The organism is Arthrobacter sp. JB02-1C (assembly GCF_057748045.1).
Map to the genome: position 1 here is coordinate 1,337,244 of NZ_CM173235.1, position 19,101 is coordinate 1,356,344.

15 protein-coding genes are annotated in these 19,101 nt (G+C 68.6%); 11 read left to right on the top strand and 4 right to left on the bottom strand.

Annotated elements, in window-relative coordinates; all coding sequences use genetic code 11:
- The first annotated feature begins 28 nt into the window (after positions 1 to 28).
- From AC3ANP_RS06305 to AC3ANP_RS06345, 9 genes are all read left to right on the top strand, one after another.
- Positions 29 to 2,362 carry a glycoside hydrolase family 65 protein gene (locus AC3ANP_RS06305; protein WP_488332476.1) on the top strand — a complete coding sequence of 778 codons (2,334 nt, stop codon included), beginning with the start codon at positions 29 to 31 and terminating at the stop codon, positions 2,360 to 2,362.
- A gap of 65 nt (positions 2,363 to 2,427) precedes the next feature.
- Complete coding sequence (locus AC3ANP_RS06310) at positions 2,428 to 2,871, top strand: YdeI/OmpD-associated family protein (RefSeq protein ID WP_488332477.1); 444 nt, start codon at positions 2,428 to 2,430, stop codon at positions 2,869 to 2,871.
- Positions 2,872 to 3,113: 242 nt separating this feature from the next.
- Positions 3,114 to 3,962 (top strand): hypothetical protein, encoded by an 849-nt coding sequence (locus tag AC3ANP_RS06315; RefSeq protein WP_488332988.1) that lies wholly within the window; start codon positions 3,114 to 3,116, stop codon positions 3,960 to 3,962.
- A complete protein-coding gene (locus tag AC3ANP_RS06320; RefSeq protein ID WP_488332478.1) occupies positions 3,946 to 4,695 on the top strand; it encodes a LamB/YcsF family protein in 750 nt (249 codons plus the stop codon). Before AC3ANP_RS06315 ends, AC3ANP_RS06320 begins: the two co-directional genes overlap by 17 nt.
- A gap of 168 nt (positions 4,696 to 4,863) precedes the next feature.
- Positions 4,864 to 8,574, top strand: a complete 3,711-nt coding sequence (locus AC3ANP_RS06325; RefSeq protein WP_488332479.1) for a nitrate reductase subunit alpha — start codon at positions 4,864 to 4,866, stop codon at positions 8,572 to 8,574.
- Entirely contained in the window at positions 8,574 to 10,292 is a 1,719-nt protein-coding gene (gene narH, locus AC3ANP_RS06330; protein WP_488332480.1) for a nitrate reductase subunit beta, read from the top strand. The genes AC3ANP_RS06325 and narH overlap by 1 nt, the downstream gene beginning before the upstream one ends.
- Complete coding sequence (gene narJ / locus AC3ANP_RS06335) at positions 10,289 to 10,909, top strand: nitrate reductase molybdenum cofactor assembly chaperone (protein WP_488332481.1); 621 nt, start codon at positions 10,289 to 10,291, stop codon at positions 10,907 to 10,909. Before narH ends, narJ begins: the two co-directional genes overlap by 4 nt.
- Before the next feature lie 2 nt (positions 10,910 to 10,911).
- Positions 10,912 to 11,763, top strand: a complete 852-nt coding sequence (gene narI / locus AC3ANP_RS06340) for a respiratory nitrate reductase subunit gamma (RefSeq protein ID WP_488332482.1) — start codon at positions 10,912 to 10,914, stop codon at positions 11,761 to 11,763.
- Between the two features lie 57 nt (positions 11,764 to 11,820).
- Positions 11,821 to 13,044 carry an MFS transporter gene (locus AC3ANP_RS06345; RefSeq protein WP_488332483.1) on the top strand — a complete coding sequence of 408 codons (1,224 nt, stop codon included), beginning with the start codon at positions 11,821 to 11,823 and terminating at the stop codon, positions 13,042 to 13,044.
- A gap of 24 nt (positions 13,045 to 13,068) precedes the next feature.
- Here AC3ANP_RS06345 and AC3ANP_RS06350 read toward each other — a convergent pair whose 3' ends face one another.
- The 4 genes from AC3ANP_RS06350 to AC3ANP_RS06365 all read right to left on the bottom strand — a co-directional run bounded on the left by AC3ANP_RS06350 (position 13,069) and on the right by AC3ANP_RS06365 (position 17,073).
- On the bottom strand, positions 13,069 to 13,764 hold the full coding sequence (locus tag AC3ANP_RS06350) for a response regulator (RefSeq protein WP_488332484.1): 696 nt from the start codon (positions 13,762 to 13,764) through the stop codon (positions 13,069 to 13,071).
- Complete coding sequence (locus AC3ANP_RS06355; protein ID WP_488332485.1) at positions 13,745 to 15,079, bottom strand: sensor histidine kinase; 1,335 nt, start codon at positions 15,077 to 15,079, stop codon at positions 13,745 to 13,747. The genes AC3ANP_RS06350 and AC3ANP_RS06355 overlap by 20 nt, the downstream gene beginning before the upstream one ends.
- A 138-nt stretch (positions 15,080 to 15,217) precedes the next feature.
- On the bottom strand, positions 15,218 to 15,757 hold the full coding sequence (locus tag AC3ANP_RS06360; RefSeq protein ID WP_488332486.1) for a GNAT family N-acetyltransferase: 540 nt from the start codon (positions 15,755 to 15,757) through the stop codon (positions 15,218 to 15,220).
- A gap of 5 nt (positions 15,758 to 15,762) precedes the next feature.
- Entirely contained in the window at positions 15,763 to 17,073 is a 1,311-nt protein-coding gene (locus tag AC3ANP_RS06365) for a DUF445 domain-containing protein (RefSeq protein WP_488332487.1), read from the bottom strand.
- A 50-nt stretch (positions 17,074 to 17,123) separates the two neighbouring features.
- Between AC3ANP_RS06365 and AC3ANP_RS06370 the strand changes: the two genes are divergently transcribed.
- Positions 17,124 to 18,011, top strand: coding sequence for a glycerophosphodiester phosphodiesterase (locus AC3ANP_RS06370; protein WP_488332488.1), 888 nt, complete (start codon positions 17,124 to 17,126; stop codon positions 18,009 to 18,011).
- Positions 18,012 to 18,290: 279 nt separating this feature from the next.
- Positions 18,291 to 19,097, top strand: coding sequence for a polysaccharide deacetylase family protein (locus AC3ANP_RS06375; protein WP_488332489.1), 807 nt, complete (start codon positions 18,291 to 18,293; stop codon positions 19,095 to 19,097).
- Positions 19,098 to 19,101: the final 4 nt, after the last annotated feature.

The window sequence follows — 19,101 nt, forward strand, 5'->3', positions numbered from 1 at the left end:
AAACCCTCACCGCCAAAGGACCCCAACCATGGCTCTCATCACCTCGGACCGTGCCAGGTTCCCCAACGATCCCTGGCAGCTCGTGGAAACCGTCCATCTCCCCGGCAACGCCGGTACCCTTGAAACCCTCTTCAGCCTCGGCAACGGACACCTCGGCATCCGCGGCGCGCACTGGGCTGCCGCCGATGCCGACCTGCCCGGCAGTTTCATCAACGGCTTCCACGAGACGTGGGACATCAAGCACGCCGAAAACGCCTTCGGCTTCGCCCGCACCGGCCAACGCATCCTCTACATTCCGGACGCCAACAACTTCGTCGTGGTGATCGACGGCGAGACGCTCAGCCTGGCCGAGTCCACGGTGCTGGACTACCGGCGGAGCGTGGACTTCTCCACCGGCGTCTACGAGTGCCGGATCGTCTGGCAGTGCAAGTCAGGTGCCACCGTCACCACCACGGAACGCCGGGCGGTGGGCTACCAGGCGCGCGGCGTCCTGGGGATCTCGCTGGAGCTCGCGGCCGACTGTGACATCTCGGCCGACGTGACTTCGTCCGTGCTGAACCGGCAGGACCAGCCGTCCTCCGACCATTCGGCGCACGACCCGCGCCGCGCCGGCCGGCACGCCGGACGCGTGCTGCTCCCGGTGCGGCTCGACGGCGGTGACGGCTCGCTCCGGCTGTCCTGGGAGGTGGCGGAATCCAAGCAGCGGCTCGGGATGGCCGTGGATCACTGGACCTCCGCAGGGGTCCAGCCGTTTGACACTCTTATCAACCAGGACGAGAGCCGCGTCCGCTACGTCCTTGCGGTTGGCGCGTCCGCACCGTTCGTGCTGGAGAAGAGCGTCAGCTATGCCGTGGGCCGGGCTCCCGACGAGGACCTTGCCGACACCGCCGAGGCCGCCCTGCTGCCGGTGGCAGCTATTTTCGACCAAAGCCGGGCGCACTACCGTGACTACTGGACCACCAACGACGTCGTGGTGGGCGGCCAGGCTGAACTGCAGCAGGCCATCCGCTGGAATCTCTTCCAGCTGGCGCAGGCCACCGCGTGCGCGGACGTCGCCGGCATCCCGGCCAAGGGCGTGACCGGCTCGGGCTACGACGGGCATTACTTCTGGGACCAGGAGGTGTATCTGCTGCCCTACCTGACCTACACCAGCCCCCACAACGCACGCCAGGTCCTCGAATTCCGGCACGCGCTGCTGCCCGAGGCCAGGGTCCGCGCCAAGGAACTCAGCGTGGACGGGGCGCTGTTTCCATGGCGCACCATCAATGGGCTGGAGGCGAGTGCCTACTACGCGGCAGGCACAGCCCAGTTCCATATCGCCGCCGCGATCGCGTTCGCCACGAACCGTTACGGCTGGGCCACCGGGGACACCGAGTTCCAGGAAAGCCTCGGCGCCGATCTGCTGATCGAGACCGCCCGGATGTGGGCCTCGCTGGGCTTCTTCGGCAAGGACGGCTCGTTCCACATCCACGGCGTCACCGGCCCGGACGAGTACACCGCCGTCGTCAATGACAACCTGTACACCAACGTCATGGCCCGCTTTAATCTGCGCGCGGCCGCGGCGCTGGAGCACCCCGGCATCGACGACGCCGAGCGGGAAGTGTGGACCCAGGCGGCCAACCGGATGCATGTGCCCTTCGACGATGACCTTGAGGTCTACTGCCAGGACAACGACTTCATGACCCTTGAACCGTGGGACTGGACCACGCCGCGGTCCAAGTACCCGTTGCTGCTGAACTTCCACCCGCTGGTGATCTACCGGCACCAGGTCCTCAAGCAAGCCGACACGGTCCTGGCGATGTTCCTCCAATGGCAGGATTTCACCGCCGTGGAGAAACGCCGGGCCTTCGACTTCTACGACCCGATCACCACCGGCGACTCCACCCTGTCCGCCTGCGTACAGGGCATCATGGCCGCCGAAGTGGGCCATCACCAGGCCGCCATAGACCACTTCATCCATGCCCTGTACATCGACCTTGACGACACCCACGGCAACACCATCGACGGCGTCCACATCGCCTCCGCCGGCGGCGTCTGGAGCTCCCTCGTCAGCGGCTTCGCCGGGCTCCGGGACCAGGGCGAAGTGACGTACTTCGATCCGCGGCTGCCGCACGACTGGGACACGCTGGAATTCCACCTGCTGATCCGCCGCGGCCTGCTGCACGTCAAGCTGGACCACGACTCGCTCCGCCTGGCCTACCAGGGTGCTGCGCCGCTCGAGGTCAACGTGCGCGGCCAACGCTGCACTGTGGGCAGTGAGCCGCTCGACCTGCCGCTGCCTCCTGTCGTCGGCCTGCCGCCCACCGTGTTCCCGGACGGGCCGCCGACGTCGTCCATTCCGGTGGTGCGCGCGGGCAGGTAGACCTGCGGGCGCCGGGTGCCCCGCCGAATCCCGCGCCGGCGGCGGGTGGCAGGCATACTGTGAACATGAAATTCACCACGACGATCCAAGGCAGCGGCACCAAGGCGGGCATCGAGGTGCCCGAGGACATCGTCAAGGCACTCGATGCCGGCCGGCGGCCCCCGGTGGTGGTGACCATTAACGGGCACGGCTACCGCAGCAGCATCGCGGTGATGGGCGGCAAGAACATGGTGGGGGTCAGTGCGGCCAACCGTGAACTGACCGGGACCTCGGCCGGCGACACCGTGGACGTTGACATCGTTGTGGACACGCAGCCGCGGACCATCGAGGTTCCCGAGGACCTCGCCGCCGCCCTGGACGCGGAGCCGCCGGCAAAGGCCTTCTATGCGACGTTGAACTACAGCAGCCAGCGCCGGTACGTCGAACCGCTGGCCGGAGCCAAAACGGAAGAAACCCGCGCCCGCCGGATCGCCAAGATCGTCAGCGACCTCAAGGCCGGCAAAAAGTAGCCTGGCCGCCGACTGGCCGGCGTTCCCGCCCGGTTACTGGCGCCGCCGTGGCGCCGCGGGGGCAGCCTCAGCGCCAAACCAGTGGTTCGGCCGGCCTGCTCCGGCCCGCAGCGGAAGTAACTGGGCCGGAACGTCCGCCAAGCGCCGGGGCCGCAGCAGCGCCCCGTGGCCTAGTGTTGCCCGTGCCCTAGTGTTAAGGGCGTGACGACGTTCAGCACCCTACGGCTCACGGAGAGGCGATGATGGCCAAGCGCACCAACCCGGCGATGAAGATTGCCCAAAAAACCGCCCACAACGCAATGTTCGATGCCAGTGGCAAACCCAAGCCCGGCGTCCACACCATGCTCCTGCGCGCCGTCGAGATCCAGCGCCCGCTGGTCCTGGCCAACCTGCGCCGGCTGCAGCGCAAGCATCCGCACGCCACCGCGGCGCAACTGGCCGCCATCCTGGAACGCAACTACCTGGCCGCGGTCACCGGGGGCGGGGCCCTCGTTGGCGGCTCCGCGGTCATCCCCGGCGTCGGGACCGTGGCCGCCCTGGGACTCTCGGCCGCCGCGACGGTGGGTTTCCTGGAAGCGACCGCCCTGTACGCCACCTCGCTCGCGGAACTTCACGGCGTCCGGCTGGTCGACCCGGAGAAGGCCAGCACCCTCGTCATGGCCATCATGCTCGGCGAGGAAGGCACCGCCCTGCTCAGTTCGCTAAGCGGCCAGGCCGCAGGGCAGGGCGCGGGACCCACCCAGGCCTGGGGGTCCTTGTTCGCGCGCCGGAGCCCGATGATAGGTTTCGGCTCGGTGCGGCAGCGGATCCAGCAGGCCTTCCTCCGCAATCTGCTCAAACGCCAGGGCACTGCCCTCCTCGGCCGGGCGCTGCCCTTCGGCGTGGGCGCCGTGGTGGGCGGAGTCGGCAACAGGATCATGGGCCGCGCCGTCGTCGCAAACGCCAAGGAGGCCTTCGGCGCGATGCCGGAGACGATCCCCGGTGAGCTGATGCCGGGCACCGGTGCCGAGACCGGCCCGGCGGACCGCTCCCTCCCGGCTCCGGCCGAGGACCCCGTACCGAAAGGCAGTACCCGTGGACCTGAACGCTGATCTGGGGGAGTCCTTCGGCTCCTGGACCATGGGCGATGACGCCGCGATGTTCCCGCTCGTCACCAGCGCCAGCGTGGCCTGCGGCATGCACGGCGGTGACCCGGTGACCATGCTCGACACCTGCCGGGCGGCGTACGACCTCGACGTCCGGGTCGGTGCGCATCTGGGCTACCCCGACCTGACCGGCTTCGGGCTGCGCGCCATGGACATGACCTTCGATGACCTCTTCGGAGCCGTGCTCTACCAGTTGGGGGCGCTCGACGGCGTCGCTCACGCGGTGGGCGCCTCGGTGGACTTCGTGAAGGTCCACGGCGGCCTTTACGACCGCACGGTGCACGACGCGGAACAGGCCTCCGCCGTGGTGGCCGCCATCCAGGCGTACGACCCGGGGCTGCCGCTCCTGGGCCTGGAGGGATCCGTCCTGATCAGGACCGCCCGCGAGTCCGGCCAGCCCGTCTTCCATGAAGCCTTCGCGGACCGGGCCTACCTGCCGGACGGCACCCTGGTGCCCCGGCTGGACCAGGAATCGGTGATCGAAGACCCGGACGAGATCGTCGAACGGGCGCTCCGGCTGGTACTCAAGGGCGAAGCCCTGGCCGTTGACGGAACCGTCGTCCGGCTCACCCCCCACTCCCTCTGCCTGCACGGGGACACCCCGGGCGCGGTAGCGGCGGCCGTCAAGGTCCGCGCGGCACTGGAGCAGGCGGGCGTCGAACTGGAGTCCTTCGCCTAGGCACAGCAACCAGCGTCGGCGGGCACAGCTGGGACACTCTGGGCACTCTCGTCACGGCAATTCACTTCTGACTCGAAGGCTTCGCCGCGGGGAACCACCCAAATCGCGCGCCTGCCCAGTGCCATAGGGCCCTATCGGGAGCCGGAATCCGGCACCTAGCTTGGGGGCATGACTGCCGGAGGCTCCGCGGGGTTGGACGGACCCGCCTCGGACGCGATGTTGAAGCTGGGCCGATTTTTCACGAAATGGGACCAGACCGAGGACGGCAGGGCGGTGTTCCGGGAAGGCGGCCGCAAGGGCGACATCTTCTACCGGGACCGCTGGAGCCACGACAAGGTGGTCCGGTCCACGCACGGGGTGAACTGCACCGGTTCCTGCTCCTGGAAGGTGTACGTCAAGGACGGCATCATCACCTGGGAATCCCAGCAGACCGACTACCCTTCCGTGGGCCCGGACAGCCCGGAATACGAGCCGCGGGGCTGCCCCCGCGGCGCGGCCTTCTCCTGGTACACCTATTCGCCCACCCGGGTCAGGTTCCCGTACGCCCGCGGTGTGCTCGTGGAGATGTACCGGGAGGCCAAAGCCCGGCTGGGTGACCCGGTGCTGGCCTTCGCCGAAATTGCGGCCGACCCGGAGAAACGCCGCCGGTACCAGCAGGCCCGCGGCAAGGGCGGCCTGGTCCGCGTCTCCTGGAAGGAGGCGATCGAGATCGCCGCCGCCGCGCACGTCAACACGATCAAGACCTACGGGCCGGACCGCTGCGCCGGGTTCTCACCGATCCCCGCGATGTCGATGGTCTCGCACGCGGTAGGGACACGTTTCATCCAGCTGATCGGCGGGGTGATGACGTCCTTCTACGACTGGTACGCGGACCTGCCGGTGGCCAGCCCGCAGGTCTTCGGCGACCAGACGGACGTCCCGGAATCCGGCGACTGGTGGGACGCGCGCTACCTGATGATGTGGGGCTCCAATGTTCCCGTGACCCGGACCCCGGATGCGCACTGGATGGCCGAGGTGCGGTACCGGGGCACCAAGGTGGTCACGGTCAGCCCGGACTACGCGGACAACACCAAGTTCGCCGACGAATGGCTGCCCGCCCAGGCGGGCACCGACGCCGCGCTCGCCATGGCGATGGGCCACGTCATGCTGAAGGAATTCTTCGTGGACCGCGAGGTCCCGTTCTTCACGGACTATGTGAAGCAGTACACGGACCTGCCGTTCCTGGTCCGGCTGGAACGGCGCGACGACGGCGCCCTCACCCCGGGGAAGTTCCTCACCGCCCAGGACCTCCCGGCCGAGTCCCTGGCCGAGGACGCGGCCTTCCGCACCGTGCTGTACGACAAGGTGGCCGGCCGGCCCGGGGTCCCCAATGGCTCGATGGGGTTCCGGTACTCCGCCAGCGGCGAGGGCAAATGGAACCTGGACCTCGAAGGAATCGAACCGGCCCTGTCGCTGCGCGAGGTCTCCGAAGACAGCGCGGAAATCCTGCTTCCCTGCTTCGAGGACGCCGGGGGCGCCGGCAGCGTGCTGCGCCGCGGCGTGCCCGTCCTCGAGGTGGAAGGCCAACTGGTCACGACCGTGTTCGACCTGATGCTGGCCCAGTACGGTGTGGGCCGCGACGGGCTGCCGGGGGACTGGGCCGCCGGCTACGACGACGCGGCGACCCCCTACACCCCGGCCTGGCAGGAGGAGATCACCTCCGTCCCGGCGCAGGCCTGCATCCGGGTGGCCCGCGAGTTTGCCCGCAACGCCGAACAGTCCAAGGGCCGATCCATGATCATCATGGGTGCCGGCATCTGTCAGTGGTTCCACGGCGACGCCACCTACCGGGCCGTACTGGCCCTGGTGATGCTGACCGGCTGCATGGGCCGCAACGGCGGCGGCTGGGCACACTACGTCGGCCAGGAAAAGACGCGTCCCGCCACCGGCTGGGTGTCGCTGGCGAACGCCCTGGACTGGGCGCGGCCGCCGCGGACCATGATCGGCACCGGCTACTGGTACATGCACACGGACCAGTGGCGGCAGGACGGCTACTCCGCGGACGCGCTGAAGTCACCGCTCTCCACCGGCGCCCTGGACGGCATGCACACCGCGGACGCGATGGCCCAGTCCGCGCGGCTCGGCTGGATGCCGTTCTACCCGCAGTTTGACCGGAATCCGCTGGACCTCGCCGATGAGGCGGAGGCCGCCGTCGCCGCCGGCACCGCATCCGACACACCGAGCTTCATCGCGGACGCCCTGAAGAACCGCACCCTGAACCCGGCGATCGAAGACGTGGACGCCCCGGAAAACTGGCCGCGGACCCTCGTGCTGTGGCGCTCCAACCTGTTCGGCTCCTCGGCCAAGGGCAACGAGTACTTCCTGCGGAACCTGCTGGGAACCCACAACAACGTCCTGGGCAAGGACCACGCCGAAGGCCTCAAGCCCCGGGACGTGAAATGGCACGAGCAGGCGCCCGAGGGGAAGCTGGACCTCCTCGTCTCCGCCGACTTCCGGATGACCTCCACCACGCTGCTCTCCGACGTGGTGTTCCCGGCAGCCACCTGGTACGAAAAGCACGACCTGTCCTCCACCGACATGCACCCCTTCGTGCACGCCTTCACTCCGGCGATCGACCCGCCCTGGGAAACCAAGACGGACTTCGATACCTTCCACCTGCTGGCCCAGGAGTTCTCCCGGATGGCGAAAACCCACCTGGGCGTCCGCCGGGACCTGGTCAGCGTGCCGCTGCAGCACGATACCCCCGGCCAGCTCGCCCAGCCCGGCGGCGTTGTCCGGGACTGGCGGGACGCGGCCATTCCCGCCGTCCCGGGGCAGAACATGCCCATTTTCTCCGTGGTGGAGCGGGACTACACCGCCATCGCGGACAAGCTGGCCGCCGTCGGGCCGCTGGCCGACAAACTGGGCTTCACGGTCAAGAACGTCACCTACAAACTCGCCGGACCGCTGCAGCGGCTCAGCCGCTCCAACGGCGTGATGCTCGGCGGCGCCGCCGACGGCCGGCCTGCCATTGATACCGACGCGAAAATGGCCGAAGCCATCCTGGCCTTTTCCGGCACCACCAACGGCGCCCTGTCCGTGCAGGGCTTCAAGGATCTGGAGGTCCGCACCGGGAAGAAACTCGCGGACCTCTCCGAGGGATCCGAGGAAAAGTTCATCACGTTCGCCCAGACCCAGGCCGGCCCGGTGCCGGTGATCACCTCACCGGAGTGGTCCGGCTCGGAGACCGGCGGCCGGCGCTACGCCCCGTTCACCATCAACATCGAACGGCTCAAGCCCTTCCACACCCTGACCGGGCGGATGCACTTCTTCCTGGACCACGACTGGATGATCGACATCGGCGAGGCCCTGCCGATCTACCGGCCGCCGCTGGACATGCACCGGCTCTTCGGCGAACCCAAACTCGGCCGGGACGGCGCCATGGAGGTGGTGGTCCGCTACCTGACGCCGCACTCCAAGTGGTCCATCCACTCCGAATACCAGGACAACCTGCTCATGCTCTCGCTCTCCCGCGGCGGCCCGACCGTCTGGATGAGCCCGGCCGACGCGGCCGCCATCGAGGTCAAGGACAACGACTGGGTGGAATGCGTCAACATCAACGGCGTCTTGGTGGCGCGGGCGATCGTCAGCCACCGGATGCCGGCCGGCGTGGTCTACGTCCACCACGCGCAGGAACGCACCATCGACGTGCCCAAGTCCGAGGCCACCGGACGGCGCGGCGGCATCCACAACTCCGTCACCCGGCTGCTGGTCAAACCCTCGCACCTGATCGGCGGTTACGCCCAGTTGGCCTACGCGTTCAACTACCTTGGCCCCACCGGAAACCAGCGCGACATGGTGGCCACCGTCCGCCGTCGTTCCCAGGAGGTGCAGTACTGATGCGTGTCATGGCTCAAATGGGCATGGTCATGAATCTGGACAAATGCATCGGCTGCCACACCTGTTCGGTGACCTGCAAGCAGGCCTGGACCAACCGTGCGGGCACCGAATACGTCTGGTTCAACAACGTCGAAACCCGCCCCGGGCAGGGGTACCCGCGCCGGTACGAAGACCAGGAGCGGTGGCGCGGCGGCTGGGAGCTGAACAAGCGCGGCAAGCTGGTGCTCAAGGCCGGCGGACGGGTCAAGAAACTCTTCGGGATCTTCGCCAGCCCGGTGCAGCCCGAACTCAAGGACTACTACGAGCCCTGGACCTACGACTACAAGACCCTCGTGGACGCGCCGCTGGGCGATGACTTCCCGGTGGCCCGGCCCAAGTCCCTGATCACCGGGGAGGACACCAAGATCACCTGGTCCGCGAACTGGGACGACGACCTGGGCGGCGCCACGGAGCACGGGCACCTGGACCCGGTCGTGGAAAAAATCCGGCGCGACTCCGAGGACAAGATCAAGTTCGCCTACGAGCAAACGTTCATGTTCTACCTGCCGCGGATCTGCGAGCACTGCCTGAACCCCTCCTGCATGGCCTCCTGCCCGTCCGGCGCGATCTACAAGCGGGTGGAGGACGGGATTGTGCTGGTGGACCAGGACCGGTGCCGCGGCTGGCGGCAGTGCGTCACCGGCTGCCCGTACAAGAAAATCTACTTCAACCACAAGACCGGCAAGGCCGAGAAATGCACCTTCTGCTACCCGCGGGTGGAGGTCGGACTCCCGACGGTCTGCTCGGAGACCTGCGTCGGGCGGCTGCGCTACCTGGGGTTGTTCCTGTACGACGCCGACGCCGTCACCGCGGCGGCCGCGGTCACGGACCCGCAGGAGCTCTACGACGCCCAGATGGATGTCCTGCTGGATCCCAACGACCCCGCCGTGCAGGCGGACGCCCGGGCCCAGGGGATCCCGGAGGACTGGATCGACGCGGCCCGGGGCTCGCCGGTCTACGCCCTGGCCAAGGTCTACAAGGTGGCGCTGCCGCTGCACCCCGAATACCGTACCATGCCGATGGTCTGGTACGTCCCGCCGCTCTCCCCGGTGGTGGACCTGCTGCGCGACCAGGGGCACGACGGCGAGGACGCCGGCAACCTGTTCGGCGCCATCGACGCGCTGCGGATCCCGGTGGAATACCTGGCCGAGCTTTTCACCGCCGGGGACACGGACCGGGTCACCGCCGTGCTGCGGAAACTCGCGGCCATGCGGTCCTTCATGCGCGGCATCAGCCTGGGCAACGATCCCGATGACTCGATCCCGGAAGCCGTGGGGATGGACAGCCAGACCATGTACGAGATGTACCGGCTGATGGCGATCGCCAAGTACGAGGAACGCTACGTGATTCCCAAGGCGCACGTGGAGCAGGCCCATGATCTGGAAGAGATGGGCTGCTCGCTGGACTTCGACGGCGGCCCCGGCATGCAGGACTCCTCCCCGTTCGGCGAGGCCAGCGGCCGGCCGGTCCCGGTGGCGGTGGAAACCTTCCACGCCCTCCGCGACCGGCAGACCACGGACGAGATGGGCTCCGGTTCCGGCCTCCACGGCCGGGTCAACCTGCTGAACTGGGACGGCCGCGGGGCGCCGCCCGGGCTCTTCCCGGGGCGGACCCCCGGTGGCGAACCGGGAACTCTCGCAGCGCCGGACCCCGGCTCTCCGGCGGAGGACCAGCCGTGAGCCGGCGCGAGCAGGTGGTCTACCTCGCCGCAGCCTGGTGCCTGTCCTACCCGGACGAGGAACTGGCCGGCAGGGTGCCACTCATGCGGGCCGCGCTCGCCGAGTTTCCCGGCGCCGGGGAGGCCTTCGCCGGGGTGCTGGAGGTGCTGGAATCCCGGCCGCTGATGGAGAACCAGGCCCGCTACGTGCGCGAGTTCGACCTCGGCAAGCGGCACGCCCTGCATCTGTCCTACTGGACCGACGGGGACACCCGGCGCCGCGGCGAAGTGCTGGGCAACTTCAAAAACACCTACCGGCAAAGCGACATCTTGGTGGACACCCACGGCGAACTGCCGGACTACCTTCCGATGGTGCTCGAATACGCCGCCCTGGTGGACCTCGCGGCCGGCCGCGGCCTGCTGCGCCGGTACCGTGCCAGCCTGGAGATGCTCCGCTTCGGCCTGCTCCGGGACACGCTCCCGCACGCCAGCATCCTGCAGGCCATCTGTGCCACCCTGCCCGGGAAATCGCCCGCGGACGAGCAGGCCGTGATGCGGATGGCCGGCTACGGGCCCCCCACCGAAGCGGTGGGCCTGGACCCGTATGATCCCCGCCTGCTGCCCGTGAAGGGGGCCTGAGAATGCTGGCACTCGAAGCCGCGGCCGGGTCCGCCGTCGAACTCTCCGCCCTGGACATTGTGCTCTGGGGCGTGCTGCCCTATGTCATGGTCGTCGTGCTGGTGGGCGGCCTCATCTGGCGCTACAAATATGACCAGTTCGGCTGGACCACCCGGTCCTCCCAGCTCTACGAGTCCAGGCTGCTCCGGATCGCCTCGCCGCTGTTCCACTTCGGGCTGCTCGCCGTGATCGCCGGGCACTTCTTCGGCCTCGTCATTCCGATGGCCTGGACCCAGGCGGCGGGCATGAGCCAGGAGTTCTACCACTTCAACGCCCTGTTGGTGGGCGGGATCGCGGGGGTGGGGACCCTCGGCGGGATCCTCCTGCTGATCTACCGCCGCCGCACCACCGGACCGGTCTTCATGGCCACCACCAAGAACGACAAAACCATGTACGTGGTGCTGACGGCCGCCATCGTGTTCGGGCTGTGGACCACCCTGGCGAGCGTTTTCGAGGGCGAGCACGGGCACAACTACCGCGAGACCGTGGCCCCGTGGTTCCGCTCGCTGTTTGTCTTCCAGCCGGATATCACGGCGATGGCGGCGGCCCCGTTCTCGTTCCACCTGCACACCCTGGTGGGCATGGCGCTGTTCGTGATCTGGCCGTTTACCCGCCTGGTCCACGCCTTCACCGCCCCGCTCCATTACCTCTTCCGGCCCTACATCGTGTACCGCTCCCGGGACCGTGACCGGCCTGTCGCCGGGCGCGGTTCCAAAGCCGGGGCAGGCGCCGCGGCGGCGCGGCCGTCCGCCGCCGCGGCCCGCCGCGGCTGGTCCGCCGTCGGCACCCGCGACCGTGACACCCGCAACCGCTGACCGCAACCGCTGACCTGAACCTGCTGACCTGAGTTGCCGAATCGAGAGGAGACCCCCGTGGCCGGAGCAGTGCCCCCGCCCGCACTCGCCCGGGGCGGCCGGATGCGCAACCTGGTGCTCGCCACCGGCGCCTCGGTGGCCGCGTTTTGGGCATGGAACTCGGTGGCCACCCTGGGGGCGTTCTACACCCAGAATCTGCACCTCAACGCTGCCACCACAGGCATCCTCGTCGCGATGCCGGTCTTCGTCGGCTCGCTGGGAAGGATCGTCGTCGGCGCCCTGACGGACAGGTACGGCGGACGGGCCCTGTTCAGCTTCGTCCTGCTGGCGGCCATCGTCCCGATCCTGCTGGTGGCCGTCGGCGGCACCATCCGCTCCTTCGCGCTCGTGCTGGGCGCCGGCCTGCTCCTGGGTGTTGCCGGAACGGTCTTCGCCGTCGGCATCCCGTTCGTCAGTGCTTGGTTCGAACCTTCACGGCGCGGCTTCGCCACCGGGGTCTTCGGCGCCGGAATGGGCGGCACCGCCCTCGCCGCCTTCCTGAACCCCCGCCTGGTCGCCTGGATCGGCTACTTCCCCACGCACCTGCTGATCGCCGGCGTCCTGGCCGTCATGGCCGCGCTGGTGTGGTTCCTGATGAAGGAAGCCCCGGGCTGGAGCCGCAACAACGCCCCGGTCCTGCCCAAGCTGCTCGACGCCGCGAAAACCCCGGTGACCTGGAAGATGTGTTTCCTCTACGCCGTCGTCTTCGGCGGCTTCGTGTCCTTTGCGACCTACCTGCCCACCTACCTCCGGGACGTCTACAGCTTCGATCCCAGCGCCGCCGGCGCCCGCACGGCAGGCTTCGCCCTGGCCGCCGTGCTGGCCCGGCCGGTGGGCGGCGTCCTCGCGGACCGGTTCGGCCCTAAACCCGTGGTGGTGGTCTCGCTCGCCGGCGTCGCCGTGCTCGCCTGGCTGGTGAACCTGCAGCCCGACGGCGATGTGCCCGCCGGCCTGACGTTTGTCGCCATGGCGGCGGCACTGGGCCTGGGCACCGGCGGCGTCTTCGCCTGGGTCGGGGTGCTCGCCCCGCCCGGCAAGGTCGGCAGCATCAGCGGGGTGGTCAGCGCCGCCGGCGGCCTCGGCGGCTACTTCCCGCCACTGGTCATGGGCGCCACCTACGACGCCGCGACCCACAGCTATTCGATCGGGTTGCTGCTCCTTGTGGTCACCGCGGTGGTGGCGCTCGCCTATACGGTGGTCGCCCTGCACGGCCGCAGACGGGCCACGGTGGCGGCCGCCTGACGGGCCAGCTGGGGCGCCGCGGGACTAGGTACCCAGGAGCCGCCGTTCGTGGGCGAAGGCCACCAACTGGAGCCTGCTGCCGAGTTCCAGCTTGTCCAGCACGCTGCGCAGGTGGGTTTTGACGGTGGCTTCGGAGACGAACAGGCTCCCCGCCATTTCGCCATTGCTGAGGCCCTTGGCGGCGAGGAGGAAAACCTCCCGTTCCCGCACGGACAGCACGTTGAGCACGGAGAGGTCCGGGCCCGCCGCGGGCACGCTGCGGGCAGCGTGCTCGAAGAGGGAATGGATGGACCCGGGCGCGATGACGGAGTACCCGGAGTGCACCGTCCGGATCGCGGCCAGCAGGAATTCCGGTTCCGCGCTCTTGAGCAGGTATCCGCTGGCTCCCGCCTGCACGGCCTGCACCACGGCCTGGTCCCTGTTGAACGTGGTGAGCGCGATAATCCTGGGCTTGTCCGTTCCGGCCGCCGTCGCGTGCTGCACGATCTGCCGGGTCGCTTCGACGCCGTCCATGGCCGGCATCCGCAGGTCCATCAGCATGACGTCCGGTCGCCGTTCAAAGGCCAGGGCCACGGCCTCACTCCCGTCACCGGCTTCCCCTGCGAGTTCCAAATCGTCCTGGCTCTCGAGCAACATGCGGATACCGGCCCGGAATAAGGGCTGGTCATCCACCAGCGCCACGGTGATGCGCGCCCCGGCATCAGCCACGGTGGCCTGCATCCGGCGAGGCGGCCGCCGGCACGGAAACCGCACCGAAGGCATCGCCGCTGTCAGCGTCGGCTGTCCCGTCAACTGCGCTGCCTGCCAGGGTTCCGTAGGGAAGGAAGACCGTCACCCGGAAGTGTTCGCCATCGGGGCCAGCCGTCAGCCAGCCGCCCGCGAGATGGGCTCGTTCACGCATGCCGGGCAGTCCCCGCCCGGCTCGCGGAGAAGCCGGACCTGCGGCTTCCTCCTTGGCCGCCGGAACAAGGGCCGAGGCGAGGTGAAGCGTCAAGCCCGGCCCGCTCCAGTCATAGTGGAGCCGCACATCCGTGCCGCGGCCGCCATGTTTTAGCGCATTAGTCAGGCACTCCTGGATGATCCGGAAGACGGCCAACTGCTGTCCGGGCGAGAGGTCCACGGGGGATCCGGACTCGCTTGTCCGGACTTTGAGGCTGCCGCGCTGCATCCCCTCGATGAGCGCGGGAATGTCCCTAAGCAAGGGCTGCGGGGTCGCCATGCCGTCTTCGCGAACCCCCTCGATCACACGCTGGGCATCCACCAGGGCGCTGCGCGCCGACCGGGCGATGGTGTCCAGGGATGTGAGCACAGCATTGGGCTGGTCCTTGCTCAGATACCGGGCCCCGTCCGCCTGGGCGGCGATGACGGCAAGCGAGTGGGCGAGGACGTCATGCAGGTCGCGGGCAATGCGTGTCCGTTCCTGCTCCACGATCAGGTCGATCTCGGCCTCCCTGAGGCTGCTCTGCGCCAGTTCACGGGACCGGAACAGGCTGCCCCGTTCCTGAAAGAGGGCCAGCAGGAGACCGGCCGCGGCGCAGGCCCCGGCGATCAGCAGGAGGAGGGCGAATAGCTGCCAGCCATAGTCCTGCAGCCTCCAGCGGTCGCCGGCATAGGCCGGGGGAAACCAGCCGACGCCGTCGCCGTACCTCCAGGACAGCATAAGGAAGCTCATAAGGGCGGCGGCGAGCACGTTGGTTGCCGCCGCGACGTAGCGCAGCCGTCGCGGGGCGGTCCACATGATGAATCCAAGAGCGACGAACGAGCCCAGATAGATGGCCCAGTGGGTGGAGTGCATCGGCGGCAGGGCGTGGGTCAGTTGACCGGCAAGCAGCGCAGCCGTGAATGCCAGCGAAACGACGGGCCGCCAGGCAGCCGTCGCGACCGCCAGCGTCATCAGTACCAGCGGCCAGTTCCCTGACCATGACAGCCAGGACCCGCCCATCCGTCCGGCCTCGCCCACACACCACAGGGAGAAAAAGACGACGGCGGCGGCGGGGGCGGCCCAGCGCCGCCCGAAACTCAGAGCAGATTCCATGCCAGTCACCATAAGCACCCCCGACCCCGCCTGAGCCCCAAATCGCGGCATTCTCCACCCAAAAGCCAGCTGATTCAGTCTTTTGGGCCAGTCCAAGGGCACGCCGCGGTGGGTCGGGACGCAACAACTGGTTGGCGGTCAGAGCGTTTTCAGGGTGAAGAGCGAGTCGCCGTGTACCTCGTCCAGGTCCACTCTGCCGGTTTCGCTGAATCCAAGTTTTGCCAGCACACGGCGTGACGGCACGTTCCAGTCACGGACGGTGGCCCAAATGCGACTGTAGCCGGACGCTTCGGCCAGTTGCAGGACGGCCCAGGCAGCTTCAGTCGCCAACCCCTGACCCCAGACCTTTCGAAGGAACTCGAACGCAAGTTCGGGCTCCCCGTCCTGGCCGTGCCGGTTGGGAATCAGCCCGCAGTAACCGATGAACTGCCCGGAACTCTTCTGCTCCGCAGCGAGCAGCCCCGGGAAGGGATGCGCCGCCTCACGACGGATCCCGTCGGCGATCTCGTCCAGGGTGGGGTGGCCGTCGGGACCGATTCGTCGATGCGGCGGGACACGAGGATCCCGCTCGGTCCAGAGCTGGCGCTGAACCGCGGCGTCGGACACGCGCCATGGCCTCAGCCGCAGCCGCACGGTTTCGAGGACGGCGTCCTGGTGGGGTGCCCGTGCCGGGTCCATCCGGGTCAGCCGAAGACCAGGCTGGCCACGGTGAAGATGGCGAGTCCGGCGAGGGCGCCCACCACGGTGCCGTTGATCCGGATGAACTGCAGGTCCTTGCCGACCTGGAGTTCGATCTTCTGCGAGGTCTCCTCGGCGTCCCAGCGGGCCACGGTGTCCGTGATGACGCCGGCGATGTCCGAACGGTAGTTGCTCACGAGGTACCCGGCGGCGTCGCCGATCCAGGTGTTGACCTTGCCGGCCAGCTCGGGGTCGACCACCAGCCGGGTACCGAAGTCGTGCACGGCAGCCTTGAACCGCACCGTCAGTTCGCTGTGCGGGTCGTCGACGGCGGCGAGCAGCGCCGCCTTGACGGTGCCCCAGGTGCGGGAGGCGAGTTCACGGACCTCCGGGTCACCGAGGACCTGGGCCTTGATCCCCTCGGCGCGGGCAATCATGACCGGATCGTGCTGCAGGTCCAGAGCAAGCTCCTTGAGGTACTTGTCGATCGACAGCCGGACCTGGTGCTGCGGATCGGATTGCACGGCCCGGGTAAACTTCAGGATCTCCACGTACACCTTGTCGCCCACCAGCCCGTCCACGAAGGTGGGAACCCAGGTGGGGGAGCGGTCCGTGACCAGCCGGTTGACGGTCTCATGGTTGTCCCGCACCCAGTCCACGGCGCGGTCCACCAGCAGGTCGACGAGCGCGTGGTGGTGGCCGTCGTCGAACACGCGCTGGGCGAGCCGGCCCACCGGCGGTCCCCACGGCGGGGCGACCAGGTGCCGCCGGACCATGCCCTCGATGACCGCCTGGACGTCGTCGTCGTTCAACACGGTGAACGCACCGCGGATGACGGCGGCGCCTTCCTTGGCCACCCGTTCGGCGCCGCCGGGGCCGGAGAGCCAGCTGCCGACCTTCCGGGCGACGTCCACGCTGGCCAGCTTCTCCTTAACCACCTGTTCGGAGAGGAAGTTGGTCTCCACGAACTCACCCAGGGACGCACCGATCTGGTCCTTCCGCCGCGGAATGATCGCGGTGTGCGGGATCTTCAGGCCCATCGGGTACTTGAACAGGGCGGTCACCGCGAACCAGTCGGCCAGGGCGCCCACCATGCCGCCCTCGGCGGCGGCGCGGACATACTCGAGCCACGGGTACTGCTTCTGCAGAGCAAAGGCCACGATGAAGATGAGCGCCATGCCGATCAGCAGCGACACGGCCAGCAGCTTCATTTTCCGCAGTGCCGCGGCCTTGTCCGCGTCAGCGGCGGAAAGCCGGTGTTCGGCGCCGGACGCAGGGACGGCGGGACGGACGGGTTGCTCAGTGTTCACCTGCATGTGCCCAGCCTAGCCCCGCATCTGCGCCCGGCGTCCGCTAACGTGTCAGCATGACCACCGAGGAGTCCGCAGCGGCCCGCCCGCTCGTCTACGCCCACCGCGGGTCCAGTGCAACCTTCGCCGAACACACCCGTGCCGCCTACCTGCAGGCGATCGCCGACGGCGCCGACGGCGTCGAGTGCGACGTCCATCTGACCCGCGACCAGCACGCGGTGCTGCTTCACGACGCCAACCTGGACCGTACTTCGGACGGGACCGGGCCGGTGGCGGACCGCACCCTTGAGGAGCTGCGGCGGCTGGACTTCAGTTCCTGGAAGGGTGCCCGGATTCCGGAGGACTACGGTGCCCGCTCCGAGCAGTTCCTGACCCTCCCCGAACTGCTGGACATCCTGCGCCTGGCCGGCCGCGAGATCGGACTCGCGATCGAACTGAAACACCCGAGCCCCTACCAGCTCAAGCTGGAAGACCGGGTTCTGGCGGTCCTGCAGGCCGAGGGCTGGGACCGCAGCACCTCGATGCTGGACAACATCCGGGTCTCCTTCATGAGCTTCAGCCCCGACTCGGTCAAGCATCTGCTGCAGTCCGTGCCGGCGGCGGCGGTCTGCCAGCTCGTGGACGACGTCGACGTGGAGGAGATCCGCGAGGAGCTGGGCCTCGGTCCCTTCACCGGCGGAGCCCTGGCCAACGTCCTGAAGGCGGCGCAGACCGAAGGGGAACGTATCCTCGACGACGGCGAAACCGGGCTCGCGGGTCCCGGCATCGACTACGTCCGCGGCCACACGGAAACTGTCCGGCGCTGGCTCGCGGCAGGCCGGCGCTTCCGGGTATGGACGGTGGACGCCGCCGACGACGTCGCGCTCTGCCGGGAACTGGGCATCCAGGAACTCACGACCAACCGGCCCGCCGAGGTCCGCTCCCAGCTACTCGCGTCACTCTAGGCTCAGCGTGGAGTGACGCCGGCGCGCCGGTGCGGACAAAGCGAGTAAAAGGCAGGTAGTCGGCCCGCACTCCTGTCCTCGGGATCACCCGTGCCGCCCCCGAACGGCCCTCCTAGCATGGGTTAAGGGCTCCGGTTGGCGGAGTCCGCAGGAAGGCCCCCGGGAGGAACAATGCGCTGGTTGAGCGGTCCACAGTACAAGTCTCCACGCCAGGTCAGCGCCACGCCGGGCCGGACCGTGCGGCCGCGGCCGGGAGGGACCACACGGTGGGGATCGGCCGTGAGTATCCTGCTGTTGACCGCGGCCTCCCTGACAGGCATGGCCCTGCCCGCGCACGCAGCACCCGCAACGATCGTGAGCCTGACCTTTGACGACGGCAACGCCGACCAGCTCGCCGCCGCGCAGGTGCTTAAAGCCCATGGACTGGCGGGCACTTTCTACATCACCACCGGCTGGATCGGCTCGGCCGGGTACCTGACCCAGGCAAACCTGCACACGTTGGCGAGCGACGGAAATGAGATCGGCGGCCACACGGTCACCCATCCGGACCTGACCACGCTCAGCCCCTCGGCGGCCGCCGCGGAGGTCTGCAACGGCAAGGCAACCCTGGAGAACTGGGGCTTCCAGGTGCATGACTTTGCCTACCCGTTCGCTGCCGAGAACGCCGCCGCCCAGACCGCAGTACGGAACTGCGGCTTCGCCAGCGCCCGCGGCCTGGGCGACATCACTTCGCCCGCGAGCTGTGCCGGATGTCCCTTCGCGGAGAGCCTGCCGCCGGAAAACCCGATGGTTACCAAGGCCCCGGACGAAGCCGACAGCACCTGGACGCTTAAGAACCTTGAGGACCTGGTGACCCACGCCGAGTCCACCGGCGGCTGGCTCCAGCTGACGTTCCATCACATCGCCGTCGGCACCGACCCGACCCTGACCGTCAGCCCCACGCTGTTCAGCAGCTTCGTTGACTGGCTCGCGGCGCGGACGGCCAACGGTTCGACGTCGGTCCGGACGGTCGCCCAGGCGTTGGGGCAGTCCACCGCCTCGGCGCCCGCACCGGCGACCGCGCGGCAGCTGTCGCGGACGCCGTAACCCG

Bases quoted from the DNA above. Each gene is read 5' to 3' on its own strand.
- narI (WP_488332482.1), top strand. From the start codon at position 10,912: ATGCTGGCACTCGAAGCCGCGGCCGGGTCCGCCGTCGAACTCTCCGCC.
- AC3ANP_RS06360 (WP_488332486.1), bottom strand. From the start codon at position 15,757: ATGGACCCGGCACGGGCACCCCACCAGGACGCCGTCCTCGAAACCGTG.
- AC3ANP_RS06315 (WP_488332988.1), top strand. From the start codon at position 3,114: ATGGCCAAGCGCACCAACCCGGCGATGAAGATTGCCCAAAAAACCGCC.
- AC3ANP_RS06325 (WP_488332479.1), top strand. From the start codon at position 4,864: ATGACTGCCGGAGGCTCCGCGGGGTTGGACGGACCCGCCTCGGACGCG.
- AC3ANP_RS06365 (WP_488332487.1), bottom strand. From the start codon at position 17,073: ATGCAGGTGAACACTGAGCAACCCGTCCGTCCCGCCGTCCCTGCGTCC.
- AC3ANP_RS06355 (WP_488332485.1), bottom strand. From the start codon at position 15,079: ATGGAATCTGCTCTGAGTTTCGGGCGGCGCTGGGCCGCCCCCGCCGCC.
- AC3ANP_RS06305 (WP_488332476.1), top strand. From the start codon at position 29: ATGGCTCTCATCACCTCGGACCGTGCCAGGTTCCCCAACGATCCCTGG.
- AC3ANP_RS06350 (WP_488332484.1), bottom strand. From the start codon at position 13,764: ATGCAGGCCACCGTGGCTGATGCCGGGGCGCGCATCACCGTGGCGCTG.
- AC3ANP_RS06310 (WP_488332477.1), top strand. From the start codon at position 2,428: ATGAAATTCACCACGACGATCCAAGGCAGCGGCACCAAGGCGGGCATC.
- narH (WP_488332480.1), top strand. From the start codon at position 8,574: ATGCGTGTCATGGCTCAAATGGGCATGGTCATGAATCTGGACAAATGC.
- AC3ANP_RS06370 (WP_488332488.1), top strand. From the start codon at position 17,124: ATGACCACCGAGGAGTCCGCAGCGGCCCGCCCGCTCGTCTACGCCCAC.